Genomic DNA, 24,686 nt, shown 5'->3' on the forward strand with positions numbered 1-24,686 from the left:
GACTCGGGGTCGTACAAGTGAGGGGCTGCAGAGATGTCACATCAACGGAAGGGTCTCGCCAGATCACTGGTGAGCACCCTGGCGGCGCTGGCCGTCGTCGCGACCGGGATGGCCGCCGCCGGCCAGGCCCAAGCGTCGCCACCGACCAAACCGGAAGCCACGCCATCGCCCGCCGCCAAGATCAAGCCGGAACTCAAGAACCTGTTGGAGGGCCAGGACGCCAAGTCGGCGTCCGACTACTGGGTCCGGTTCGGCGCCAAGGCCGACCTGACCGCCGCCAGCAAGATCACCAACTGGAACGAGCGCGGCACGGCGGTCGCCGCCGCGCTGAAGAAGGCCGCCGCGGACAGCCAGGCGAAGATCCGCGCCGACCTGGACGCGCAACACGTGAAGTACCAGGCGTTCTGGGGCACGAACGCGATCCGGATCGAGAACGGTTCGCTCGCGCTCGCCCAGGACCTGGCCACCCACTCCGAGGTCGAGGGCCTGTACGCACCGGTCCAGATCGAGGTACCGAAGGTCACGCCGGGCACGCAGGAGAAGGCGGTCCAGTCGGTCGAGTGGGGCGTCGCGAACATCAAGGCGAACCAGGTCTGGTCGCAGTACGGCGACAAGGGTGAGGGCATCGTCGTCGCCAGCATCGACACCGGGGTGCAGTACGACCACCCGGCGCTGGTGCACCAGTACCGCGGTAACAACGGTGACGGCACCTTCAACCACAACTACAACTGGTTCGACGCGGCCGGCACCTCGCCGAACGCACCGTCCGACGGCAACGGCCACGGCACCCACACGATGGGCACAATGGTCGGCGACGACGGCGCGGGCAACCAGATCGGGGTCGCGCCCGGCGTCAAGTGGATCGCCGCGAACGGCTGCTGCCCGAGCGACGCCGCGCTGATCTCGTCGGGCCAGTGGATGCTGGAGCCGACCGACCTCCAGGGCCAGAACCCGGACGCCAGCAAGCGCCCGAACGTCATCAACAACTCCTGGGGCTCCACGCTGCCGTCGAACGACCCGTTCATGGAGGACATCACCCTGGCCTGGACCGCGTCCGGGATCTTCGGTGCGTTCGCCAACGGCAACAGCGGATCGGCCTGTCAGAGCAGCGGTTCGCCAGGCAGCCTGACGAGCAACTACTCGGCGGGTGCGTACGACATCAACAACAACATCGCGTCGTTCTCCGGCCGCGGTGCGGGGCAGAACGGCACCATCAAGCCGAACATCTCGGCGCCGGGGGTCAACGTCCGCTCCAGCCTGCCGGGCAACACGTACGGCGCGTTCAACGGTACGTCGATGGCGACACCACACCTGACGGCCACCGTGGCGTTGCTGTGGTCCGCGTCGCCGGCCCTCAAGGGTGACGTGGCCGCGACCCGCGCGCTGCTGAACTCGACCGCGATCGACACGCCGGACAGCCAGTGCGGCGGCACCGACGCGAACAACAACGTCTTCGGCCAGGGCCGCCTGGACGCGCTGGCGCTGGTGAGCGCGGCGCCGATCGGCGACACCGGCACGCTGTCGGGTACCGTCACCGCCGCCACCGGTGGTGCCGCGCTGGCCGGTGCGAGCGTGACGATCAAGGCCGACGGCCAGGCCGACAAGACGCTGACCACCGGCAGCAACGGCACGTTCTCGTCGGTCCTCCCGGCCGGCGACTACAACCTGACGGTCTCGTCCTTCGGGTACAAGACCGCCACCGCGACCGCGACCATCACCACCGGTCAGACCACCACCAAGGACTTCGCGCTCGAGAGCACTCCGCAGGTGAGCGTCGGCGGTACCGTCACGGACGGCTCCGGCCACGGCTGGCCGCTGTACGCGAAGGTCTCGGTCGAGGGTCCGGGCGGCGTGTTCGACTACACCACCCCGAGCAACGGCCGGTACAGCCTGAAGGTCCCGTCGGGTGCGGCGTACTCGCTGAAGATCGAGTCGAAGTACCCGGGGTACGCCACGGTCAGCCAGCCGATCACGGTCGGCAGCGGCAACCTGACGCAGAACATCTCGGTCCCGGCCGACTCCACCTCGTGCACCACCGCGCCCGGTTACAAGTGGGGCTCGGACGGCGTCTACGAGACCTTCGACGGCACCTCCGCTCCGAACGGCTGGACGGTCGTCGACGGCAAGGGCAACGGTCAGGTCTGGAAGTTCGACAACCCGGGCAACCGGGGCAACACCTCCGGCGGCAGCGGCAACTTCGCGATCGCCGACTCCGACAAGTACGGCAGCGGCGGGCAGCAGGACACCTCGCTGGTCAGCCCGGTCGTGGACCTGACCTCGGTCGCCGCTCCGGTGATCCGGTTCAACCAGGACTTCAAGCGGCTCGGTGACAAGGCCGACGTCGACCTGTCGCTGGACGGCGGTGCCACCTGGACCACCGTACTGGCGCAGACCGCGAACGCGACCGGCCAGAAGGAGATCGCGATCCCGCAGGCCGCCGGACAGGCCTCGGTGCAGGTCCGGTTCCACTACTACGAGGCGAAGTACGCGTGGTGGTGGGAGGTCGACAACGTCCTGATCGGCAGCCAGGTCACCTGTGTGCCGACCGGCGGCGGCATCGTCGTCGGCAACGTCAAGGACGCCAACACGAACGGTTACGTGAACGGCGCGGTCGTCAGCCACGACGGCACCACCGAGAGCGCGACCACCGCGGCGACGCCCGAGGACACCGGTCTGAACGACGGCTTCTACTGGCTGTACACGGCGGCCGACGGCAACCAGAACTTCACCGCCAAGGCCGGCAACTACGTCAGCTCGACCGCCACCGTCGGGGTCGAGGCGGACTGGGCCACCAGCGCCGACTACACCCTGAAGGCCGGCCAGCTGGCCGTCACGCCGGGCAGCATCACCGGCAGCCTGCGACTGCCGACCGGCAAGGTGACCAAGTCGTTCAAGGTCACCAACACCGGTGGCGCGCCGGTGGACGTGAAGTTCGGCGAGAAGAACAGCGGCTTCGTGCTGGAGAACGCGAACGGCACCAAGACCTCCAAGGCCGAGGTGGAGAACGGGGTCGGCGCCCCGCTGCAGCGGCTCGCGGTGGACACGTCGTTCGCCCGGATGCTGTCCGGCAAGACCGGCACCACGCCGGCCGCCGCGAAGCCGATGGCGGCTCCGTGGGCCGACATCGCCGACTACCCGGCGACGGTGATGGACAACCGGGTGGTGAACCTCGACGGCAAGATCTACTCGATTGCCGGTGGCAACGGTAGTGCGTCGACGGCGAACAGCTACGTGTACGACCCGGCGTCGCTCGCCTGGACCGCGATCGCCCCGCTGCCGGGCGCTCGCAACGCGATCACCGTCGGCGTCGTCGGCGGCAAGATCGTCGCCAGCTCCGGCTGGGGATCCTCCGGCCCGGCCGCGGACACCTGGTCGTACGACCCGGCGACCAACGCCTGGACCGCGGTCGCGGCCAACCCGGCTCCCCGGGCCGCCGCCGGCCAGGCCGTGCTCGACGGCAAGCTGTACGCCGTCGGCGGCTGCACCACCGCGAACTGCACCCCGATGAGCAACACCGTGGTGCGGTACGACGCCGACGCCAACAGCTGGCAGACGCTGGCGAACTACCCGAAGTCGGTCGCGTTCGCGTCCTGCGGCGCCATCGACGGCAAGCTGTACTGCGCCGGCGGCAACGACGGCACGAACTCGCTCAAGTCGGCGTACGTCTACGATCCGGGAGCAGACTCCTGGACCGCGATCGCGGACGCCCCGGCCGACCACTGGGCGGCGTCGTACGCCGTCGCCGGCGGGAAGCTGCTGATCGTCGGCGGCGTCCAGGCCGGTGCGGTCACCAACGCCGGGTTCGCCTACGACCCGTCGGCCGAGACCTGGTCGGCACTGCCGAACGCGAACCTGCCGCGGTACCGCGGTGGCGCGGCGTGCGGCTTCTACAAGGTCGGCGGCTCGTCCGGCGGCTTCACGGCGACCGTGGACAGTGAGGCCCTGCCGGGTCTCGAGGACTGTGCGGAGTCGTCGGCGGACGTGAGCTGGCTGTCCCTCGACCAGACCGAGGCCACCCTGGCTCCGGGACAGTCGACGACCGTCAAGGTGACGCTCTCCGCGAGCGTCGACCAGCCCGGCGCCTACACGGGTGCCGTGACGATCGGTGAGAACACCCCCTACACGGTCGCTCCGGTCGGCGTGACGATGAACGTCACTCCGCCCACCACCTGGAGCAAGCTGATGGGCACGGTCACGGGCGTCAGCTCGGCCGGCGCGTCCGCCCCGCTCGCGGGTGCGATCGTCGAGGTGGACTCGTGGGCGCAGTCCTACACGTTCATCACCGACACCAACGGCCAGTACGCGTACTGGCTGGACCGTCGCAACAACCCGCTCACCCTGATCGCCGCGAAGGACGGTTACAAGCCCCAGACCCGCACTACCAAGCTGGTCAACGGGACCCCCGTCGTCGAAGACTTCGCCCTGAAGTCGATCAAGTAGGCAGGCAGCACGAAGCTCGGCCCCCGCGACCGCTCGGTCGCGGGGGCCGAGCCCTGTCCGGGTCTACGATCCGTGCATGGTCGTCATGCTCGTCTTCGGGGTCGTGCTCACGGCCATGACCGCGTGGTTCGTCGTGGTCTCGGTCCGCGAGGTGCTCTGGCTGCGAGGAGTACGCCGTACGGGCCGGAGGATCACCGGCGAGGTCGTCGACAACGAGGCGCGGAACCGCTCGTACTACGGCGGGTACCTGTTGTACCCGGTGGTCCGCTACGAACTCGACGGCAAGCAGTACCGCGGCACGGTCCGCAACTGGCAGGGCAAAATCGAGCTGGGCTCCGGTCTCCCGCTCCTTGTCGACCCCGAGGACCCCTACTCCCCCGCAGTCGCCGACCGCGACTCGCTGGGCCGTGGTCTGGCCATATCGCTGTTCATGCTCGCGGTCGCCCTGCTGCTGACCTACTGGGGCTGGCAGTACCGCAACCGGTAGGTAGGCCGATCAGGCGGGCAGGAGGTTGAAGCCGACGCCGCGGACGGCGTGGATGGTGACGGCGGCGCCGAGGCTGGCGAGTTTCTGGCGCAAACGTTTGACGACCGAATGGATGTGCGAGCCGTGGCCGAGGTGCTCGTTGCCCCAGACCTCGTGGTGCAGGCGCTGGTACGTCCACACCTGACCTGGTTCCGCCACCAGGCAGTGCAGGAAGTCGTGCTCGAGCCGGGTCAGCGGCAGCTCGCGGTCCCGCCAGCGGACCACGCGCCGCTCGACGTCCAGCTGCAGTTCGGCGATCGGCTCCGGGACCGCCTTGATCTGTGGGGGTTCGTGCGCGGTGACGATCTCCGGCGCGGTACCCGTCAGTTCGAAGAACGCGCGTGCCTGGTCGGCGTTCGACACCAGCAGCAGCGCGTCGGCGCCGCCCAGCAGGCGGGCCAGGTGGACACGTTCGGCGGTGGTCGCGGCCACCCCGACGATCAGCGACGTCTCGGACGGCCCGTCTTCCGGCCCAGCAGCGATCGGCAGCACAACAGCCCCCTCCCCAGTCGGAACTGACCTAAGTACGGTTCAGGACGCGAACTAAGTCAAGCGATTGGGCGCGCAGCGGGCTGGCGCATATGCGTCCTGTCCGGGAAAGGACAAGAAACCCGGCGACGCGGGGCCTTGCGGTGTGCGGCCGGCGGCCGTGGCGGAGTACTCTCCTCGCGCACGGCCACTCTGACCGCATCCACGGAGGAACAGTGCCCGGTCCTGTACGACGGCCGCTCGTCATCTGGCTGCTCGCGGCCCTCGCGGTCCCCGTGCTGCTGACCGCGATCCTGGTTCCGGCCCGCGCCGGCACCACCGAGGACGACCTCCGGGCACGTACCGAGGCGGCGTTGAAGGCGCGCGGGATCGAGGCCGGCCGGGTCGACTTCGACGGCCGGGACGCGAGCGTCACGGTGCCGCAGGGTGCCGACGACACGCAGGTCCGGGAGATCGTCGCCGCCGTCGACGGGGTGCGGGCGGTGCGGATCGACCACGCCGGACAAGCTGTGGGCAGCACGCCCTCCCCGACGATCACCAGTACGCCGGCGCAGTCCGACGTACCGGCGTTCGAGGTCGGGCGGACGGATCGGTCGATCCGGGTGCAGGCGCCGGTCCGGAGCCAGGCGGTGAAGGACGCGCTCGGCGCCGAGGTACGGCAGGTGCTCGGGCCGGACCGCGAGTACGACGACCGGACCACGATCGACCCGGCGAACGGGCTCGGCGACGCGACCCCGCTGACCGCGCTGCTGCGGGCACTCGCGATCGGGACCGGCGACGCCTCGGTGCGGTACGACGGGCAGACGCTGACGTTGTCCGGACAGGTACCGGACCAGGCGACCAAGGCGACCGTCGGACGGGCCGCGGCGAAGGCGGTGCCGGGCGCGGTGGTCGCGGATCAACTGGTGCTGCCGGCGCCGCCGAAGACCGCGGTGAGCGAGCCGTGCCGGACGTTCCCGACCCGGCTGGCGCAGTTCACCCGGCAGTACCGGATCAACTTCCTGTCCGGTACGTCGATCGTGAACGACGCCTCGAAACCGTCCGTGATCAAGGCGGCCGCGTTGCTGAAGTCCTGTCCGACCGCGCAGATCGAGGTCGCCGGGCACACCGACAACCTCGGCTCCCCCAGCACCAGCCTGCCGCTGTCCGAACGCCGCGCCGCCGCGGTGAAGGCCGAACTGGTGCGGCTCGGCGTGGCGCCGGGGCGGATCACCGCCAACGGGTACGGCGAGGCGTTCCCGATCGCGTCCAACACCACCGGCGCCGGGCGAATCGCGAACCGGCGCGTGGAGCTCCGGACGCGCTGACAAACCTCAAGTCCGCCCGCGATGCCTGACGGAGTAAGGTCATCGTGGTCCATAGCCTTCGTAGGGGATTCCATGAGTTGGCTGCTCGCACAGGTCTGGGTCTTGCTCCTCGTCGCGTTCGTCCTCGGCAGCGCAGCCGCCTGGCTGCTGCACCGCCTCCGCCCGACGAAAGGCACCCGCTGATGACGTGGCTCCTCCGCGACAACTGGCTGGGCTCCCTCCTCGCCTTCCTCCTCGGCGCCACCATCACCTGGCTCCTCCTGGACCGCCGCACCCCCGCCCACTCCACACCCCCCGAGCCCTCCACACCCCTCGACCACACACGCCCCACCAACGACCTCCACCGCACCACCCCCGCCCGGCCAACACCCCCTCCCCCGACAACACAGGCGAGCCCAGCGAAGCCCGCACCGGACGAGCAGCTGCCCCCACCAGCAACTCGCGCCGACAAGCGCGCCAACACCACCCTGACGAAGCCGACAGCACCTCCACCCGCAGTCGACAGCCCGGCGAAGCCGGCACCCAACAAGCCCGGGTCGCCGCCTGCAGCTTCCGCGTCGGATGACGCGCCCGCCGCCGACGGGTCGGCTCGGTCGGCGACAGCACCTGAGCCGGCAGCGCACCCCGCACGCGATGCACGGACCAGCCCGGTGGAGGCCGTTGACGGGGTGGGGTTTTCGGAGTTGATGGGTGGCGAGCCGACCTTGTTCGACGAGCTGCGGGCGGTGCCCGAGAAGACGGCCGGGAGGTACGGCGACGGCTCGGCGGACGCGGTGCCGCATCAGGGGCCGCCGGACGGGTTCACGATCAAGGGGAACGCGCAGTCGATGCTGTTCCACACCCCGGACTCGCCGTACTACGGCCGCACCAAACCCGAGGTCTGGTTCCGCACCGAGGCCGACGCCGAACGCGCCGGTTTCACCAAGTACGTACGTCGTCCCCGCAAGTCCGCGAACCCGCGCGACTGAAACGACCCCGGCGCGGACCTACGATCGCAGCAGAGCAGCAGACGAGCACCGCGAGGAGGCGGACGTGCAGCGCGACATCACCCTGCCCTTCACCGTCGGCCAGGACGAGAACGGCGTCGTACCCGAGCAACTGACTGTCACGGTGGAGGTCGCCCGATGAGCGAGCAGGAGCCGAAGGCGCTCGACCCGCAGACGCCGGACGAAGCACTGACGCCCGACGCCGTCTTCCTGGCGGGTGAAGGACACGAGGGACGCGGCGTGAACGCCGACGAGGCGTACCCGGGTCTGGAGTCGGTGAGGCTCCGCGGCGGCAGGCGCCGGCGCGGTGGTGCCGGCGGCCGCGGCGGAGCGTCGTACAAGAACGAGAAGCAGCGTGGAGAGCGCGACCGCAACCGCTGAACCGGTCCGTCATCGAATCGCAGTGTGGACTGAGCGCGAGCCCTATTTGCTTGTACTGGCAAAGGGCCGCCAGACTGTGCGGAACGCCTTGCGGGACCGTCCGACCGCCGGCGTCACCACTCACCGCGGTATCCCCGGAGCGGTCCGGGTTCAGTGCATTGCCCTTCCCCTTTTAGGTGCGCCCGATCGGGGTACGGGAACTAGGTTTGGAGACACCCGATGGAGGTGAGCGTGACCGACATGCTGCCGGAGCAGCACCACGGACTGACGAAGAGTGACCCGCTGTGGTTCAAGCGGGCCGTCTTCTACGAGGTCCTCGTGCGGTCCTTCAAGGACTCGAACGCCGACGGCATCGGCGACCTGCAAGGCCTGACCGAGAAACTCGACTATCTCGAGTGGCTCGGTGTCGACTGTCTCTGGTTACCCCCGTTCTACCCGTCGCCGTTGCGCGACGGCGGCTACGACATCTCGCACTACACCGAGGTGATGCCGGAGATCGGTACGGTCGCGGACTTCGCCGCCTTCCTGAACCAGGCACACGCCCGCGGCATGCGGGTGATCGTCGACTTCGTGATGAACCACACCTCCGACCAGCACTCCTGGTTCCAGGCGTCCCGGGAGGACCCCGAGGGCCCGTACGGCGACTTCTACGTGTGGTCGGACACCGACGACAAGTACGCCGACGCGCGGATCATCTTCGTCGACACCGAGACCTCGAACTGGACCTGGGACCCGGTTCGCGGCCAATACTTCTGGCACCGGTTCTACTCGAACCAGCCGGACCTGAACTTCGAGAACCCGGCCGTCGGCGACGCGATGATCGAGGCGCTGAAGTTCTGGCTGGACCTCGGCGTGGACGGGTTCCGGCTGGACGCGGTGCCGTACCTGTTCGAGACCGACGGCACGAACTGCGAGAACCTGCCGCGCACCCACGAGTTCCTGAAGCGGGTCCGCAAGGAGGTGGACGCGAACTACGAGGACCGCGTCCTGCTCTGCGAGGCGAACCAGTGGCCGGCCGACGTGGTCGAGTACTTCGGCGACCGGGATTCCGGCGGCGACGAGTGCCAGATGGCGTTCCACTTCCCGGTGATGCCGCGGATCTTCATGGGCGTACGGCGGGAGTCGCGGTTCCCGATCTCCGAGATCCTGGCGCAGACGCCGGAGATCCCGGACACCTGCCAGTGGGGCATCTTCCTGCGCAACCACGACGAGCTGACGCTCGAGATGGTCACCGACGAGGACCGCGACTACATGTGGTCGGAGTACGCGCAGGACCCGCGGATGAAGGCGAACATCGGCATCCGCCGCCGGCTCGCGCCGCTGCTGGACAACGACACCAACAAGATGGAGTTGTTCACCGCACTGCTGCTCAGCCTGCCCGGCTCCCCGATCCTGTACTACGGCGACGAGATCGGCATGGGCGACAACATCTGGCTGGGCGACCGGGACGGCGTCCGGACCCCGATGCAGTGGTCCCCGGACCGCAACGCCTCGTTCTCCACCGCGACCCCGGGCAAGCTCACCCTGCCGGTGATCATGGACCCGGTGTACGGCTTCCAGGCGGTGAACGTCGAGGCCGAGATGGAGAACGCCTCGTCGCTGCTGCACTGGACCCGGCGGATGATCCAGACCCGCAAGCAGCACCCCTGCTTCGGGATGGGCACCTTCACCGACCTGGGCGGCTCGAACCCGAGCGTCCTGTCGTACATCCGCGAGTTCGGCGACGACGTGGTGCTGTGCGTCAACAACCTGTCCCGGTTCCCGCAGCCGATCGAGCTGGACCTGCGGCAGTGGGAGGGCGTGGAGCCGATCGAACTGCTGGGCGGCGTGCACTTCCCGACGATCGGTGAATTGCCCTACCTTCTGACCCTCGGTGCCCACGGTTTCTACTGGTTCCGGCTGGCGAAGCCGGCTGACCACGAGGAGAGCATGTAGTGACTTCGCATCTGGACCAGGTCCAGTCCTTCTGCGCGAGCCAGCGGTGGTTCGGGGAGAAGGGACACGACGTTCACGTCGAAGCGCTGGCCACGTCGGCCTGGCTGTCGGACGCGGGCGCCTGGCCGGCGGTCCGGATCGGGTTCGTCTACTGTTCGGGCCCGCCCGGGGCGGAGTCCCCGATCCGGGTGTACCAGCTGCCGCTCAGCTACCGCCGCGCACCGGCCGAGAACCTCGGCCACGCGCTGGTCGGCGAGTGGACCGAGCAGGACCTCGGCGACACCGAGGTCTGGGTGTACGACGCGCTGCACGACAAGGAAGCGACGCCGTACTGGCTGGACGGGATCACGCACGACCGGCGGCTGGACGGGCTGGAGTTCCACTCCGTCCAGGCACCGGACTCCACCGTCGAGGTGCCGGAGGACGCGCAGTCCCTGGTCCTCACGGTCGAGCAGAGCAACACGTCGCTGGTGTACGGCGACGTCGCGCTGCTGAAGGTGTTCCGCCGGCTCGAGCCCGGGAGCAACCCGGGCGTCGAGATCGAGTCGGCGCTCACCGAGGCCGGGTCCGAACTGGTCCCGGCGGTGCTCGGGTCCGCTCGCGGTCGGTGGCCGCGCGCGGGCGGCGGCACCGACTCCGGTGAGCTGGCGATGATGACGGCGTTCCAGAGCAACGCGACCGACGGCTGGTCGTTCGCGACCTCGTCGGTGCGGGACCTGTACGCCGAGGCCGACCTGCACGCCGCGGAGGTCGGCGGCGACTTCGCTCCCGAGTCGCACCGGCTCGGCGCGAGTACGGCGCAGGTGCACTCGGAGCTGGCGAAGGCGCTCGGCACCGACATGTGGGCGGCCGACAAGCTGGTCGAGCACGCGTCGGCGATGCGCCGGCGGCTGGATCACGCGGCGTCCGCGATCCCGGAGCTGGAGCCGTACCGCGACGGTCTCGGCCGCTGGTTCGACGCGCTGGCGGCGTCCGACCAGCCGGTGACCGTGCAGCGGATCCACGGCGACTTCCACCTGGGGCAGGTGCTGCGGACGATCGACGGCTGGAAGCTGATCGACTTCGAGGGCGAGCCGGCCAAGTCGCTGATCGAGCGGCGCGCGCTTGACACGCCGGTGAAGGATGTCGCCGGGATGCTGCGCTCGTTCGACTACGCGGCCCGTTCGCTGCTGGCCGACCACCAGGGCGACCAGCAGATCGCGTACCGGGCCGCCGAGTGGGCCGCCCGGAACCAGCGCGCCTTCTGCGACGGGTACGCCGAGGTCGCCGGCACCGACGCCCGCCACCAGGACGTCCTGCTGAACGCCTTCCTGGCCGACAAGGTCATCTACGAGGTCCTGTACGAGGCTCGCAACCGGCCGACCTGGCTCCAGATCCCACTGTCCGCAGCAGCACAGCTGGCCGAGCAGTAGCAGCAGGAGGATTTCGATGGGCGAGCGTGAACCTTTCGAGCAGCCCGTAGTGGCTGTCGATCCCCCTGTGGTGACCGCGGTGCCGGTCGATCGGGTGGGGCTCGAGCGGCTGGTGGCCGGGACGTTCCACGATCCGCATCAGGTGCTCGGGCCGCATCTCGGCGAGCACGGGGTAACGGTGCGGGTGCTGCGGCCGTACGCGAAGAGCGTGACGGTGCTGTACGACGGTCAGCGGCAGGATCTGCGGCACGAGTACGACGGCGTGTGGGTCGGCGTACTGGACATCGACAAGGTGCCGGACTACCGCCTCGAGGTCACGTACACGGACGGGCCCGCGACCGAGATCGACGACCCGTACCGGTACCTGCCGTCGCTCGGCGAGGTGGATCTGCACCTGATCGGCGAGGGCCGGCACGAGCAGCTGTGGACGGTGCTCGGCGCGCACGTCCGCCGCTACGACGGCCCGGCCGGCCAGGTCACCGGTACGTCGTTCGCGGTCTGGGCCCCGAACGCGCAGGGCATCCGGCTGACCGCCGACTTCAACTTCTGGGACGGCCGCGCGCACCCGATGCGGTCGCTCGGCGGCTCCGGCGTGTGGGAGCTGTTCGTCCCCGGCGTCGGCCCGGGCACCCGGTACAAGTTCGACATCTGCGGCCGGGACGGCGTCTGGCGGCAGAAGGCCGACCCGATGGCGAACCTGGCCGAGACTCCCCCGGCGAACGCGTCGGTCGTGCACGAGTCGACGTACCAGTGGGACGACGCCGACTGGATCCGGCGGCGCGCGGAGGCGCAGGCGTACGCCGAGCCGATGAGCGTGTACGAGGTCCACCTCGGCTCCTGGCGGAAGGGCAAGTCGTACCGCGAGCTGGCCGACGAGCTCGTTGCCTACGTCAACGAGATGGGCTTCACCCATGTCGAGTTCATGCCGGTGATGGAGCACCCGTTCGGCGGTTCCTGGGGTTACCAGGTGACGTCGTACTTCGCGCCCACCTCGCGGTTCGGCGACCCGGACGACTTCCGGTTCCTGGTCGACCGGCTGCACCAGGCCGGGATCGGCGTACTCGTGGACTGGGTGCCGGCGCACTTCCCGAAGGACGCCTGGGCGCTGGCCCGGTTCGACGGTACGCCGCTGTACGAGCACCCGGATCCGCGCCGCGGCGAGCAGCCCGACTGGGGCACGCTGGTGTTCGACTTCGGCCGCCCGCAGGTGCGGAACTTCCTGGTCGCGAACGCGCTCTACTGGGCCGAGGAGTTCCACATCGACGGCCTGCGCGTCGACGCGGTCGCCTCGATGCTGTACCTGGACTACTCGCGCTCCGACGGCCAGTGGGTGCCGAACCAGTACGGCGGCCGCGAGAACCTGGAGGCCGTTTCGTTCCTCCAGGAGATGAACGCGACGCTGTACAAGCGGGTGCCGGGCGTGATCACGGTCGCCGAGGAGTCGACGTCCTGGCCGGGCGTCACCCGCGCGACGCACCTCGGCGGGCTCGGGTTCGGCTTCAAGTGGAACATGGGCTGGATGAACGACTCGCTCCGCTACCTGGAGCACGCGCCCGTCCATCGCCAGTACCACCACCACGAGCTGACGTTCTCGATGATGTACGCGTACTCGGAGAACTTCGTGCTCCCGCTCTCGCACGACGAGGTCGTGCACGGCAAGGGCTCGCTGCTGCGCAAGATGCCGGGCGACCGCTGGCAGCAGCTGGCGAACCTGCGCGCGTACCTGGCGATGATGTGGGCGCACCCGGGCAAGCAGCTGCTGTTCATGGGCTGCGAGTTCGGCCAGGAGTCGGAGTGGTCGGAGAAGGGCGAGCTGGACTGGTGGCTGCTGGACCACAGCGACCACAAGGGCCTGCAGGACCTGGTCCGCGACCTGAACCGCGCGTACAAGGACAATCCGGCGTTCTGGGCGACGGACCACGACGCGGAGAAGTTCAGCTGGATCGACGCGAACGACGCGGGCAACAACGTGTTCTCGTTCGTCCGGTACGGCAACGACGGCGAGCCGACGATCGCGTGCATCACGAACTTCTCCGCGATCCCGCACCACGGTTACCGCCTCGGCCTGCCGTACGCCGGGACCTGGGACGAGATCGTGAACACCGACGCGAACTCCTACGGCGGCTCCGGTCTCGGCAACTACGGCTCGGTCGAGGCCGACGGGCCGCAGTGGCACGGAATGTCCACCAGCACGGAGCTGTCCGTACCACCCCTGGCCACGGTGTACCTGCGCTTCACCGGGTAGCGTTCACGTGTGACCGCTCCGCTGACCGATGGTGACCTGACGCTGGACCCTTCGCCGCCGAACGGGCAGCTGACGAGCTTCGCCGTCTCGCGCCGCGCGCCGAGCGGTGCGCCCGACGCCCTCGGCACGGTCGAGCTGCGGCCGACCACGCCGGGGGTCGCGCTGGTGGTCTGGGCGCTCGACGGCGGCCCCGGGGTGGCGGAGCAGGCGCTGCCGTTGGTGGCGGAGTACGCGTTCGGCGAGCTCGGGTTCGAGCGGCTCCAGGTCGAGGTGGACGTACAGTTGCGTGCGTCCGCGCGGGTCGCGATCCGGTCCGGTTTCCGGCGGGAGGGCGTGCTGCGCGGGGCCGCGCTGGTCGACGGTGAGCGCCGGGACGTCGCGATCTACGGCCGGCGGGTGGACGATCCGCGGCCGGACACCGTCACCGGCTGGACGGCGTTGATGGATTCGACGCTGCCGAAGAAGCGCGTGATCGCGCACGTCGTCGTACGGGACACGGCCGGCCGGGTGCTGCTGTGTCAGGTCAGCTACAAGAAGGACCTGGAGCTGCCCGGCGGTGTGGTCGAGCCCGACGAGGACCCGGCGACGGGTGCGTCGCGGGAGATGGAGGAGGAGCTCGGTACGGCGTTGCCGCTCCTCGGCGTCTTGGCCATCGACTGGCTGCCGCGCTGGGAGGGCTGGGGCGACGCGGTCGAGATCCTGTACGACGGCGGCGTCCACGAGCCGTCGCTGATCGACCGCCTGCGGCCGGACGGCTTCGAGATCAAGGACATCTCGTGGCACACCCCGGAGGAGCTGGCCGGCCTGGTGTCCCCGCTGAACGCCCGCCGCCTCCCGATGCTGCTCACTTCCCCCGACCAACTCCACAACCTCAGCAACGGCGCACCGATCACCGGGTGAGCTGATCCACGCACCACTTGTAGTGCCCGTCGCCGGCGTTTTCGTCGTAGATCGTCGCGGTGATGATCGCGTACGCCTGCCGGTAGAGCCGCATCCGGTCCCGGTCGTGCCCGAGCTCCGCGAACCGCTCCGTCAGCAGGTCGTCCAGCCGGCGCGCGTCCGGCGAATACATGTCGAAGAACCCCGCCGCCAGCGACGCCTCGAACGTGCTGTCGCCGGCCGTCGACAAGAACCCCCAGTCCAGCACCGCCGCCACCCGCTCCCCCACCATCAACACATTCGGCGGACAAACATCCCCATGCACCACACACAACTCCCCCACCCCACCGGCGCCAGCCAGGTCGTCCCGCCCCACACCGTCCCGCCCCACACCGTCCCCCGCCACACCGTCCCCCGCCACACCGTCCCGCCCCACCTCAAGTCGGGCCAGTCCGTCCACCACCTCCCCCAACAGTCCAGGGAAATCACGGACGTCCCGCTCCAGATGCACATTCGCAGCCTCAGCACGCCGCCGTACCAACGCCCCCAAACTCGCACCGAACGACCCGACCCAAAACGCCTCCCCCACCACCGGCAACGCCTCAGCAGCCGGCCCCGGCCGCACCGCCCGCAGCGCCTCCACCACGGACACGAACGCGTCCAGCGCAGCAGCCTCCGACAGCCCGGCCTCCGGCAGCGGCACCCCGGTCAGCTTGTCCTCGACGCTGACCGCGAACCCGTTCTCCCCCACCCCCACCTCGCGGATCCGCGGCGTCCGGAACGGCAACTCCGGCAACTCGTCCAGAAACGCCTTCAACGGCAACACGTCCTCCGGCCGCCGCCCGAACCACACCTTCCGCACCGTCCCGTCCCCGAGGTCGTAGACGGCGCCCTCCATCCCCTGCCCGATCAATTCCACCGCACGACCCTAGTGGACCAGCCGGATCGTCAACGGATACACATACTCCTTCCCGTTCGACACCTCGACGGTGGCCAGGATGATCAGCACCACCGCCGCGACCGCCCCGATCACCACCAGCGGTACGACGACCAGCACCCCGAGCCCGAACGTGATCAGGATCAGCACGGTCGCGACCGCCGAGTAGATCAGCAGCGAGATCTGGAAGTTCAGCGACTCCACCGCCTGCCGCCGGACGAACTCCGACCGGTGCCGGAACGCCAGCCAGACGATCAGCGGGCACAGGAACCCCATCGCGAACCAGGCCGCGACGAACACCCCCACATGCGCGATCATCGCCCACGTGCGCTCCTCCGAGGCCGACAGCGGCGTACTCATACTCAACTGAACCACACCGATTCCTTTCCGGGCAGTCGCCGGTCAATACGGGCAACGGAAAGGAACCGACCAATGGCAAGCAAGGAATCAGAAGCCGTACGGCGACACTGGGAGTCCGCACGTGAGCCCAGGGACCAACTGGAACGGAGCCAGGCCGACCATCGCTGGGCCGAGCTGACCGCAGAACCCGACGACGTCGACTACCTGGCCGTACCGGGCCGTCCCGCACTGTGGATCGCCCCGCACGGCGCGGCCACCGACCGGGTGCTGCTGTGCTTGCACGGCGGCGGCTACATCAGCGGTTCGCGGTACTCACATCGCAAGATGTTCGCGCACCTGGCCAAGGCCGTCGGCGCCCGCGCGCTCGTCATCGACTACTCGCTGGCACCGGAACGGATCCATCCGGTCCAGGTCGACGAGGCGGTCGACACGTACCGCTGGCTGCTCGACCAGGGCATCGCCCCCGAGCACATCGTCTTCACCGGCGACTCGGCCGGCGGCGGGATGTCCATCACCACCCAACTCCGGGCGCGGGCGGCCGGTCTCCCGCTCCCGGCCGGAGCGCTCCCGTTCTCGCCATGGATCGACTTCGAAGCCGGCGGATCGACGTACGACAGCAACCGGGACAAGGACGCGTTCTTCCATCGCGACCTGGTCCGCGGGCTCGCCCGGATCTTCCTCGGCCCGGACGGCTCGGCACGCGACCCGTTCGTGAACCCGACGTACGGCGACCTCACCGGCCTCGGCCCGATCTACGTCCAGGCCGGCGGGGACGAGGTACTGCTGGACGACGCGCGGGTGCTGGCGGAGGCGGCGGAGCAGGCCGGGGTCGACGTACGGCTGGACGTGTTCCCGCAGATGCAGCACACGTTCCAGATGGCGGCGGGTCGCGCGCCGGAGGCGGACGACGCGATCGCGCGGATGGGACAGTGGGGACGGAAGGTGCTGGGGCTGTGACCGTTCTGCAGGGGGAGCTGATGGAAGAATTCGCCGACCTCGAGCCGTTCCGCAAGGAACTGCTGGCGCACTGCTACCGGATGCTCGCGTCGGCCCACGAGGCCGAGGACGCGGTCCAGGAGACGTACCTGCGGGCCTGGCGGGCGTGGGCGGACTTCGAGGGCCGCTCGTCGGTGCGGGTTTGGCTGTACCGGATCGCGACCAACGTCTGCCTGACCGCGCTCGAGCAGCGCGGCCGCCGCGCGCTGCCGTCCGGTATCGTTGCCCCGAGCACCGACTTCGACGGTACGCCGCCGCCGGTGCCGGACGGGATCGGCTGGATCGAGCCGATCCCGGAGTCGCTGGTGGCGGGCGATCCGGCCACGATCGTCACGCTCCGGGAGAGCCTGCGGCTGGCGCTGATCGCCGCGCTGCAGTACCTGCCGCCGAAGCAGCGCGCGGTACTGATCCTCCGCGAGGTGCTCGCGTTCCCGGCCGCCGAGGTCGCGACGATGCTCGACACCTCGGTCGCCGCGGTGAAGAGCACGCTGCAACGCGCGCGGGCGCGCATCGACGAGACGTCGCCGACGCAGGGCGAGGTGTACGAACCCACCGATCCGGCGGCGAAGGCCCTGCTCGACGACTACATCGCCGGCTTCGAGAACGCCGACACCGCCGCTCTGGAACGGGCCCTGCGCGCGGACGCCGCACTCGAGATGGTCGGTACGACGACCTGGTTCAGCGGCATGGTCAGCTGCCTGAAGGTGATGGTCGACGCGGCCGGCGAGCCGGGTGACTGGCGGATGATCCCGGTGATCGCGAACGGCCAGCCCGCGGTCGGCTCGTACTACAAGGGCGAGCCGTACGGCGTCGCCGTACTCACCCCTGCCCCGGGCGGCCTCACCCACATCGACGTCTTCAGCACACCCTCCTTGGTGATGTACTTCGGATTACCGGCTACAGCTCCTGCACCGTAAGGCGAGCGCGGCGACTGGTGCTGATCAGGGCCAGCGCCACGACGACGAGACCGACCGCGATCATCGGCCACCAGACGACGTGGGCCGCCCGGACGAACCGGTGCGGGTCGGTGGTCGCGGTCGCGCCGACGATCGAGCCGGCCACCGCGACGCCGAGCGACACACCGGTCTGGCGGCCGACCGACGCGAGCGATCCCGCCAGACCGGTCATCGATACGGGCATGCCGGACACCGCCGAGTTCGCGATCGGCGGGTTGATCGTGCCGAGGAACACGCCGAACAGCAGGAAGATCGCCAGTACGAACGGGATCGGCGTGGTCAGCCCGATCGTGAGCGAGGCGGCCGCTCCGAGCGCGAGCGCCGTACCGGCGACGACGAGTGGCAGGCGCGGGCCACGGGCACCGACCACGCGGCCCGTGAGTGGTGACAGTACGCAGATCAGCAGGCCGACCGGGAGCAGGCTGAGGCCCGCGTCGAGCGCGGAGAGGTGCCGGACGCTCTGCAGGTAGAGCGTGGTGACGAAGAGGAACACGCCGAATCCGCTGTACGCGACCAGTGCGATGACGACCGCCGAGCTGAACGGGATGCTGCGGAACAGCCGGAGTTCGAGCATCGGCTCCTCGCGACGGCGCTCGTACCGGATCAGTGCGACGGCGGCGACGGCCGCGACGAGCAGCAGCACCAGGATCGGCGGCGCGGTCCAGCCGCGCTTCTCGGACTCGATGATCGCGGTCACCACCCCGCCGAGCACCAGGACGACGAGGAACTGGCCGACCGGGTCGAACCGCCGGCCGTGCGCGGCGCGCGACTCCGGGACGTAGCGGCCGGCGAGGAGTACGGCGACCACGACGATCGGCAGGTTCACCCAGAAGATCGACCGCCAGCCGAGGCCGTCGACGAGGGCGCCGCCGAGGATCGGGCCGAGGACCAGCGAGAGACCCGCGGTGGCGCCGAAGATGCCGATCGCGCGGGCCCGTTCGGCGCGGTCCGGGAACACCGTGACCACGATCGCCATCGCGACCGGGTTCAGCATCGTCCCGCCGACGGCCTGGACGGCGCGGGCCGCGATCAGTGTGCCGATGCCCGGTGCGAGGCTGCACAGCAACGAGCCGAGCCCGAACACGGTCAGCCCGAGCCGGAACATCCGCTTCCGGCCGTACCGGTCCGCCGTCGACCCGGCCAGCATCAGGAAGCTCGCCAGTACGAGCGTGTAGGCGTCGACGGTCCACTGCAGCCCGGCCGTCGACGCGTGCAGGTCGTCCCGGATCGCGGGCAGCGCCATGTTGACGATCGAGATGTCCATCACCGAGATCAGCAGACTGGCACAGCAGATCGCGAGTACGGCGTACCGGTGGGTGACGGTCTCGAGCGTTGGAACAGTCATACCGACGACGTTAGGATTTAGAGCGTGCTCGAAGTCAATGAACGCGGGATCAGCATCGCCGAAGCCGCCGAACGAACCGGCGTCAGCGCCCACACGCTGCGGTACTACGAACGCGCCGGCCTGGTCGTGACCACGGTCGACCGTACCGCGGGCGGCCGCCGGCGCTACCGGCAGCTCGACCTGGACTGGATCAAGATCTGCACCAAGTTCCGCGCCACCGGGATGCCGATCCGGACGATCCGCAGGTACGCCGAACTGGTCACCGCGGGCCGCGGCAACGAGAAGGACCGCCTGGAACTCCTGGAAACCCACCGCGCCGAGATCCTCACCCAACTCGCGGAACTCCAGGAGAGCCTCGAACTCATCGACCACAAGATCGACGTCTACCGGGGCCGCCTACAAGCCGGCGACGCCGACCAACTCTGGGCCCCACGCGCCTAAAGCGCGTTGAGCCTCTTGGTGAGGAATCTGCGTTCGGTTTCGTTGGCTGTCAGCTGGATCGCCTGTTGATACGCCTCAGCGGCCTCCGCGGTCCGGCCCAGCCGCGTCAGGACGTCCGCGCGGGTCGCGGGTAGATAGGCGTACGTCGCCAGCGCCGACTCGGTGGCCAGCGTGTCCAGCTCGGTCAGCACCGCGGTGAGGTCCGCCCCGGGGACCAGGCTGTGCGCCGCCGCCCGGTTGAGCGCGACGATCGGCGTCGGCCAGCTCACCAGCATCGCGTCGTACATCCGCACCACCTGCCGCCAGTCCGTCTCCTCCCAGCTCGGCGCCGTCATGTGCAGCCCCGCCACCGCCGCCTGCAACGCGAACCGGCCGGTCCCGCGCCGCAACGCCGCCGTCGCCCGCGACACCCCCTCGCCCAGCAACTGTGCGTCCCACCGCGACCGGTCCTGGTCCGCCAGCAGCACCAGCTCGCCGTCCGCACTCACCCGTGCGTCCCCGCGCGCCTCGGTCATCAACAGCAACCCGAGCAACGCCTGCGGCTCCGGCTCGTCCGGCATCAACCGCACCAGCATCCGCGCCAGCTCGACCGCCCGCCCGGTCAGATCGGTCCGCGTCAGCTCCGGCCCCGCCGCCACGTGCCCGGCCGTGTACACCAGGTGTACGACGGTCAGTACGACGTCCAGCCGCGCCGGCAACTCCCGGTCCGCGGGGATCCGGTACGGGATGCCCGCCGCGGCGATCTTCTTCTTCGCCCGCGTGATCCGCGCGGCCGCCGTCGCCTCGCCGATCAGCAGCACCGCCGCGACCTCGCGCGTCGTCAGCCCGCAGATCAGCCGCAACGTCAACGCCACCTGCGAGTCTCGCGCCAGCGCCGGGTGGCAGCACGTGAACACCAGCCGCAACGGATCCGTCGGCTGCTCGTCCTCGCCCGGCTCCTCCACCAGCAGCGGGAGCTTCCGCCGCAGGTTCGTCTCGCGCCGCAGCCGATCCAGCGCGAGCCGGCGCGCGACCGTACTCAGCCAGCCGCCCGGGTTCCCCGGGATCCCGTCCGGCCAGGTCCGCAACGCCTGCACGAACGCGTCCTGCGTACAGTCCTCGGCCAGGTCGAGGTCACGCGTCAACCGCACCACGGACGCCAGCACGGTCGACCAGCACTCCCGATGCGCCCGGTCCACCACCCGCGTAACCTCGACCGCCTCAGTCATCCCGTTCCTCCGCCACCGCCCCCAGACACGCCTCCGAGACTGGCCCCCGGCGTACCCACCGCCTGCCCGGCCCGCCCCGGCCTACCCACCGCCAGCCCCGCCGGACCCGGCCTACCACCGTCAGCCCGGACCGTCCCCGCGCACCCCGCGGCCGGACCGGCCGGACCCGGCCTGCCCACCGCCGGCCCCCCGGTCCACCGCCGGACCGGCCGGGCTCGGCGTACTCACCGCCGGCCCGGCCGGTTCCGCCGTACCTTCTGCTGCCCGCACGGTCAGGCGGACGGTGCGTCCTGGGCGGTGGTGCTCATCACCGGACGTACCTCGACGTTGCCCGACGGGCAGAGCTTCGCCAGCTCGAGCGCCTGGTCGAGGTCCCGCGCCTCGATCACGTAGAACCCGCCGAGCGCCTCCTTCGTCTCGATGAACGGCCCGTCGGTGACCAGCGGCTCCGCGCCCTCGCGCTGCTTCACCGTGCTCGCGGTGCTGGACCGCTCCAGCGCCTCCCCGCCGAGCACCCGCGCCCCGGCCTTCTCGACGGCCGCCGCGAACTCGCCGTGCAACTTCATCGCCTGGTCCCACTCCGCGCGGCTCAGGTTGTCGTACCAGTCCTCGCTGTCGAACAGCAGGAACATGTACTGCGCCATCTCAGGCTCCCTCGTCTAGTGCTTCCTCTTGGACATCTTGCTGACGATCGGCCCGACACGGAATCGACAACGCCGCGGGAGAATATTTATTACCGTGGCGTACATGGAGCACTTCGACGTTCTGATCGTCGGCGCGGGACTGTCCGGGATCGGAGCGGCGTACCGGATCCGGACCCGCTGCCCGGACCGCACGTACGCCGTCCTCGAGGCGCGCGAGGCGCTCGGCGGCACCTGGGACCTGTTCCGGTACCCGGGGGTGCGGTCGGACTCGGACATGTTCACGCTCGGCTTCCCGTTCCGCCCGTGGAAGGCGGCGAAGGCGATCGCCGACGGGCCGTCGATCCTGTCGTACCTGCACGAGACGGCGGCGGCGTACGGGATCGACAAGCACATCCGGTACGGCGCCCGCGTCGTCAGCGCGACGTGGTCGTCGGCGGACGCCCGGTGGACCGTGCACACCGCCGACACGATGTACACCTGCTCGTTCCTCTACGTGTGCAGCGGGTACTACGACTACGACGCGGGGCATGTGGTCGACTTCGAGGGTCAGGACTCGTTCCGGGGACAGGTGGTGCATCCGCAGCACTGGCCCGCGGACCTGGACTACACGGGTCAGCGGGTGGTCGTGATCGGCAGCGGCGCGACCGCGGTCACGCTGGTGCCGGCGATGGCCGGTACGGCGAAACACGTCACGATGCTGCAGCGATCGCCGAGCTACGTGGCGTCCCGTCCCGCGGTCGACGGGCTGTCCGACCGGCTCCGCGCCGTACTGCCGGAGAACCTCGCGCACCGGGTGATCCGCGGCAAGAACGTTGCGCTGAGCACCTTGTTCTACAGCGCTTTCCGGCGGTGGCCGGCGCATGCGGCGTGGCTGCTGAACAGCGGCGTGGCGAAGCAGTTGCCGCCGTCGATCCCGGTCGATCCGCACTTCACGCCGCGGTACAAACCCTGGGACCAGCGGCTCTGTCTGGTCCCGGACGCGGATCTCTTCAAGGCACTGCGGGACGGGTCGGCGTCGGTCGTGACCGACGAGATCGAGCGGTTCACGCCGAGCGGGCTGCGGCTGCGGTCCGGCGCCGACCTGGAGGCCGACCTGGTGGTCACCGCGACCGGCCTCCGCATGGTTGCACTAGGCAACATCAAGCTCACCGTCGACGGCTGGCGGGTGGAACCGCACGACACGTTCGTCTACAAAGGCATGATGCTCAGCGGCGTCCCGAACCTCGCCTGGTGCATCGGCTACACCAACAACTCGTGGACCCTACGCTCCGACCTCACCTCGCAGTACGTCTGCCGCCTCCTCAACCACCTCACCACCACCCACACCACCCGCTGCCGAGCCGACGTCCCCCCAACCTGGTTCGACCAACCCGCCCGCCCCGTCGTAGACCTCTCCTCCGGCTACATCCGCCGAGCCGCCAACCTCCTCCCCCGCCAAGGCACCTGGGGCCCCTGGATCCTCCACCAGAACTACCCCCGCGACCTCCTCCGCCTCCGCCTCGGCCCACTGGAAGACGGCGTCATGCGCTTCAGCTAGGAGCTGTGGACAACTGGCTCTTCACAGGGTGCGGGTGTAGCCGGGCCCAACCCGTCCGGCGCACCGCGGTCGCCGCCCACTGGCGGGTCGTACGACGAATGACCCACTACAGCACGCCAGCGAACAAACACCCCGCCACCCGCCGACCCTGGCCCCGCCTCGCCCCTCCCCGGGCCACCGACCTGTCGCCGACGCCGAGTCGTGGCAAATGGTCGGCACCCCTAGCGCCGAGTCGTGAGAAAAGGCGCCGAAAACCAGCCACAATCCACGACTCGACGAACAGATGCCGAGCCATTCGCCACGACTCGGCGAACAGCCTCCCGACGGCTCCGACTGTGAAGAGCCGGATGACTCGAGCCGGGGGTGGGCGAGACCCGACAGACTTGAAGCGGAAAGGACAGGGGGCGAGGCTGCGACGTCAGCTACGGACCGGAGCTGGGGGCTGGGAGCGACTTCAGCCAGGGATCGGAGCTGGGGGCTGGGCGCCAACGTAGGCGGCGGCGGGGCGGATGATCTTGGGGTCGGTGGACTGTTCGAGGATGTTGGCGGACCAACCGATGATGCGGCTGACGGCGAACGTCGGGGTGAACATCGCGCGCGGGATGCCGCACAGTTCCATCACGACGCCGGCGTAGAACTCGACGTTTGCATAGAGGTTGCGGCCCGGCTTGAGTTCGGCGAGGACGTCGACGATGCGTTGTTCGACGGTGGTCGCGAAGTCGACCAGGTCGCCGCCGATCCCGCGGGCGAGGTCGCGCAGCATCAGCGAGCGCGGGTCCTCGGTGCGGTACACCGCGTGCCCGAACCCCATGATCCGGTCCCCGGCCGACACCTTCGCGCGGACCCAGGCGTCGATGCGGTCCGGCGTACCGATCTCGTCGAGGCTCGCCAGCGCGCGGTCCGGGGCGCCGCCGTGCAGCGGTCCGGAGAACGCGCCGATCGCCCCGGCGACCGCGGAGACGACGTCCGCGCCGGTGGAGGCGATGACGCGGGCGGTGAACGTGGACGCGTTGAAGCCGTGGTCGACGGTCGACACCAGGTAGTGCTCGATCGCGGTCGCGTGGACGGCGGTCGGCTCCTCGCCGGTGACCAGGTACAGCCAGTTCTCCGCGGCGGTCAGGTCGGCGCGCGGCTCCAGCGGCTGCTGTCCTTCGCGGAGGCGGTAGAGCGCGGCGAGGATCGTCGGTGTCACCGCGCAGACGAGCATCGCGTCGGCCTTGCGGCGGGCCGGGTCGACGTCCCAGAGCGGCGGCAGCGCGCGGACCGCGGCGAGCAGCGACAACGCCGTACGAAGACCGGCGAGCGGATTGAACGCGGGTCCGGCGGCGGCGATCGCGGGGAGTACGGCGCTGACCTCGTCGGGGAGGACGCGCAGCGGGGCGAGTTCCGCGACGAAGCGGGCACGCTCGGCGTCGGTCGGGAGGCGGCCCTCGAACATCAGGTACCAGACGTCTTCGAGCGTCTTGGATTTGGCGAGATCGATCGCCGAGTACTGCCGGTAGTGGTAGAACCCCTCGTCACCACGGACGTCGCCGAGGGTCGTCTCGGTGACGACGACGTTGCGCAGACCGGGCGGAACAGTGATCGTTGTTGACATATCTTCAGAGTTGACAGGCAATCAACTATTGTCAATATTGATCGAGTCAACATGAATGCTGCGAG

21 protein-coding genes are annotated in these 24,686 nt (G+C 69.7%); 13 read left to right on the forward strand and 8 right to left on the reverse strand.

What is annotated here, in order from left to right:
• Nucleotides 1-69 precede the first annotated feature (69 nt).
• Nucleotides 70-4,440, forward strand: coding sequence for a S8 family serine peptidase (locus ACFV9C_RS23465; RefSeq protein WP_380196660.1), 4,371 nt, complete (start codon nucleotides 70-72; stop codon nucleotides 4,438-4,440).
• Nucleotides 4,441-4,516: 76 nt separating this feature from the next.
• Nucleotides 4,517-4,927 (forward strand): DUF3592 domain-containing protein, encoded by a 411-nt coding sequence (locus ACFV9C_RS23470; RefSeq protein ID WP_380196662.1) that lies wholly within the window; start codon nucleotides 4,517-4,519, stop codon nucleotides 4,925-4,927.
• A gap of 9 nt (nucleotides 4,928-4,936) precedes the next feature.
• On the opposite strand, the gene ACFV9C_RS23475 is transcribed toward ACFV9C_RS23470, so the two are convergent.
• Nucleotides 4,937-5,458 (reverse strand): winged helix-turn-helix domain-containing protein, encoded by a 522-nt coding sequence (locus tag ACFV9C_RS23475; protein WP_380196664.1) that lies wholly within the window; start codon nucleotides 5,456-5,458, stop codon nucleotides 4,937-4,939.
• 212 nt (nucleotides 5,459-5,670) lie between these two features.
• On the opposite strand from ACFV9C_RS23475, the gene ACFV9C_RS23480 reads away from it, so the two are divergent.
• The 7 genes from ACFV9C_RS23480 to ACFV9C_RS23510 all read left to right on the forward strand — a co-directional run bounded on the left by ACFV9C_RS23480 (nucleotide 5,671) and on the right by ACFV9C_RS23510 (nucleotide 14,621).
• Nucleotides 5,671-6,762, forward strand: coding sequence for an OmpA family protein (locus ACFV9C_RS23480; RefSeq protein ID WP_380196666.1), 1,092 nt, complete (start codon nucleotides 5,671-5,673; stop codon nucleotides 6,760-6,762).
• A 182-nt stretch (nucleotides 6,763-6,944) separates the two neighbouring features.
• Nucleotides 6,945-7,730, forward strand: coding sequence for a hypothetical protein (locus ACFV9C_RS23485; protein ID WP_380196668.1), 786 nt, complete (start codon nucleotides 6,945-6,947; stop codon nucleotides 7,728-7,730).
• Between the two features lie 156 nt (nucleotides 7,731-7,886).
• The gene (locus tag ACFV9C_RS23490) at nucleotides 7,887-8,129 is read left to right on the forward strand and encodes a hypothetical protein (RefSeq protein WP_380196670.1); all 243 of its coding nucleotides are present in this window, start codon (nucleotides 7,887-7,889) and stop codon (nucleotides 8,127-8,129) included.
• A 219-nt stretch (nucleotides 8,130-8,348) separates the two neighbouring features.
• Complete coding sequence (gene treS, locus ACFV9C_RS23495) at nucleotides 8,349-10,064, forward strand: maltose alpha-D-glucosyltransferase (protein WP_380196672.1); 1,716 nt, start codon at nucleotides 8,349-8,351, stop codon at nucleotides 10,062-10,064.
• Nucleotides 10,064-11,476 (forward strand): aminoglycoside phosphotransferase, encoded by a 1,413-nt coding sequence (locus ACFV9C_RS23500; RefSeq protein ID WP_380196674.1) that lies wholly within the window; start codon nucleotides 10,064-10,066, stop codon nucleotides 11,474-11,476. The genes treS and ACFV9C_RS23500 overlap by 1 nt, the downstream gene beginning before the upstream one ends.
• Nucleotides 11,477-11,525: 49 nt before the next feature.
• Complete coding sequence (gene glgB / locus ACFV9C_RS23505; RefSeq protein WP_380196676.1) at nucleotides 11,526-13,721, forward strand: 1,4-alpha-glucan branching protein GlgB; 2,196 nt, start codon at nucleotides 11,526-11,528, stop codon at nucleotides 13,719-13,721.
• A gap of 9 nt (nucleotides 13,722-13,730) precedes the next feature.
• The gene (locus tag ACFV9C_RS23510; protein ID WP_380196678.1) at nucleotides 13,731-14,621 is read left to right on the forward strand and encodes a GNAT family N-acetyltransferase; all 891 of its coding nucleotides are present in this window, start codon (nucleotides 13,731-13,733) and stop codon (nucleotides 14,619-14,621) included.
• Here ACFV9C_RS23510 and ACFV9C_RS23515 read toward each other — a convergent pair.
• Nucleotides 14,611-15,519: a phosphotransferase gene (locus ACFV9C_RS23515; protein ID WP_380196680.1), complete on the reverse strand. Its 909-nt coding sequence runs from the start codon at nucleotides 15,517-15,519 to the stop codon at nucleotides 14,611-14,613. The genes ACFV9C_RS23510 and ACFV9C_RS23515 overlap by 11 nt on opposite strands.
• A gap of 9 nt (nucleotides 15,520-15,528) precedes the next feature.
• Nucleotides 15,529-15,912 (reverse strand): DUF4870 domain-containing protein, encoded by a 384-nt coding sequence (locus ACFV9C_RS23520; RefSeq protein WP_380196682.1) that lies wholly within the window; start codon nucleotides 15,910-15,912, stop codon nucleotides 15,529-15,531.
• A gap of 57 nt (nucleotides 15,913-15,969) precedes the next feature.
• On the opposite strand from ACFV9C_RS23520, the gene ACFV9C_RS23525 reads away from it, so the two are divergent.
• A complete protein-coding gene (locus ACFV9C_RS23525; protein WP_380196683.1) occupies nucleotides 15,970-16,854 on the forward strand; it encodes an alpha/beta hydrolase in 885 nt (294 codons plus the stop codon).
• Nucleotides 16,851-17,810, forward strand: a complete 960-nt coding sequence (locus ACFV9C_RS23530) for an RNA polymerase subunit sigma-70 (RefSeq protein ID WP_380196685.1) — start codon at nucleotides 16,851-16,853, stop codon at nucleotides 17,808-17,810. The genes ACFV9C_RS23525 and ACFV9C_RS23530 overlap by 4 nt, the downstream gene beginning before the upstream one ends.
• On the opposite strand, the gene ACFV9C_RS23535 is transcribed toward ACFV9C_RS23530, so the two are convergent.
• Nucleotides 17,791-19,194 carry an MFS transporter gene (locus tag ACFV9C_RS23535; protein ID WP_380196687.1) on the reverse strand — a complete coding sequence of 468 codons (1,404 nt, stop codon included), beginning with the start codon at nucleotides 19,192-19,194 and terminating at the stop codon, nucleotides 17,791-17,793. The genes ACFV9C_RS23530 and ACFV9C_RS23535 overlap by 20 nt on opposite strands.
• A 24-nt stretch (nucleotides 19,195-19,218) precedes the next feature.
• On the opposite strand from ACFV9C_RS23535, the gene ACFV9C_RS23540 reads away from it, so the two are divergent.
• Nucleotides 19,219-19,635 (forward strand): MerR family transcriptional regulator, encoded by a 417-nt coding sequence (locus tag ACFV9C_RS23540; protein WP_380196690.1) that lies wholly within the window; start codon nucleotides 19,219-19,221, stop codon nucleotides 19,633-19,635.
• Here the strand turns inward: ACFV9C_RS23540 and ACFV9C_RS23545 are convergent.
• The 3 genes from ACFV9C_RS23545 to ACFV9C_RS23555 form a co-directional block, all read right to left on the reverse strand.
• Nucleotides 19,632-20,843 (reverse strand): RNA polymerase sigma factor, encoded by a 1,212-nt coding sequence (locus tag ACFV9C_RS23545; RefSeq protein WP_380196692.1) that lies wholly within the window; start codon nucleotides 20,841-20,843, stop codon nucleotides 19,632-19,634. The two genes, ACFV9C_RS23540 and ACFV9C_RS23545, sit on opposite strands and share 4 nt — an antisense overlap.
• Nucleotides 20,844-20,963: 120 nt before the next feature.
• Nucleotides 20,964-21,113 carry a hypothetical protein gene (locus ACFV9C_RS23550; protein WP_380196695.1) on the reverse strand — a complete coding sequence of 50 codons (150 nt, stop codon included), beginning with the start codon at nucleotides 21,111-21,113 and terminating at the stop codon, nucleotides 20,964-20,966.
• A 2-nt stretch (nucleotides 21,114-21,115) separates the two neighbouring features.
• On the reverse strand, nucleotides 21,116-21,487 hold the full coding sequence (locus tag ACFV9C_RS23555; protein WP_380196697.1) for a YciI family protein: 372 nt from the start codon (nucleotides 21,485-21,487) through the stop codon (nucleotides 21,116-21,118).
• Between the two features lie 103 nt (nucleotides 21,488-21,590).
• Between ACFV9C_RS23555 and ACFV9C_RS23560 the strand changes: the two genes are divergently transcribed.
• Entirely contained in the window at nucleotides 21,591-23,024 is a 1,434-nt protein-coding gene (locus tag ACFV9C_RS23560; RefSeq protein ID WP_380196699.1) for a flavin-containing monooxygenase, read from the forward strand.
• A 454-nt stretch (nucleotides 23,025-23,478) separates the two neighbouring features.
• Here the strand turns inward: ACFV9C_RS23560 and ACFV9C_RS23565 are convergent, their stop codons facing one another.
• Nucleotides 23,479-24,621 (reverse strand): citrate/2-methylcitrate synthase, encoded by a 1,143-nt coding sequence (locus ACFV9C_RS23565; protein ID WP_380196701.1) that lies wholly within the window; start codon nucleotides 24,619-24,621, stop codon nucleotides 23,479-23,481.
• Nucleotides 24,622-24,686: the final 65 nt, after the last annotated feature.

The organism is Kribbella sp. NPDC059898 (assembly GCF_042730855.1).
Taxonomy (GTDB): Bacteria; Actinomycetota; Actinomycetes; order Propionibacteriales; family Kribbellaceae; genus Kribbella.

Excerpts from the sequence above, each read along its gene's own strand:
- ACFV9C_RS23560 (WP_380196699.1), top strand. The coding sequence starts at position 21,591 with ATGGAGCACTTCGACGTTCTGATCGTCGGCGCGGGACTGTCCGGGATC.
- ACFV9C_RS23565 (WP_380196701.1), bottom strand. The coding sequence starts at position 24,621 with ATGTCAACAACGATCACTGTTCCGCCCGGTCTGCGCAACGTCGTCGTC.
- treS (WP_380196672.1), top strand. The coding sequence starts at position 8,349 with ATGGAGGTGAGCGTGACCGACATGCTGCCGGAGCAGCACCACGGACTG.
- ACFV9C_RS23525 (WP_380196683.1), top strand. The coding sequence starts at position 15,970 with ATGGCAAGCAAGGAATCAGAAGCCGTACGGCGACACTGGGAGTCCGCA.
- ACFV9C_RS23490 (WP_380196670.1), top strand. The coding sequence starts at position 7,887 with ATGAGCGAGCAGGAGCCGAAGGCGCTCGACCCGCAGACGCCGGACGAA.
- ACFV9C_RS23535 (WP_380196687.1), bottom strand. The coding sequence starts at position 19,194 with ATGACTGTTCCAACGCTCGAGACCGTCACCCACCGGTACGCCGTACTC.
- ACFV9C_RS23470 (WP_380196662.1), top strand. The coding sequence starts at position 4,517 with ATGGTCGTCATGCTCGTCTTCGGGGTCGTGCTCACGGCCATGACCGCG.
- ACFV9C_RS23545 (WP_380196692.1), bottom strand. The coding sequence starts at position 20,843 with ATGACTGAGGCGGTCGAGGTTACGCGGGTGGTGGACCGGGCGCATCGG.
- ACFV9C_RS23485 (WP_380196668.1), top strand. The coding sequence starts at position 6,945 with ATGACGTGGCTCCTCCGCGACAACTGGCTGGGCTCCCTCCTCGCCTTC.
- ACFV9C_RS23555 (WP_380196697.1), bottom strand. The coding sequence starts at position 21,487 with ATGGCGCAGTACATGTTCCTGCTGTTCGACAGCGAGGACTGGTACGAC.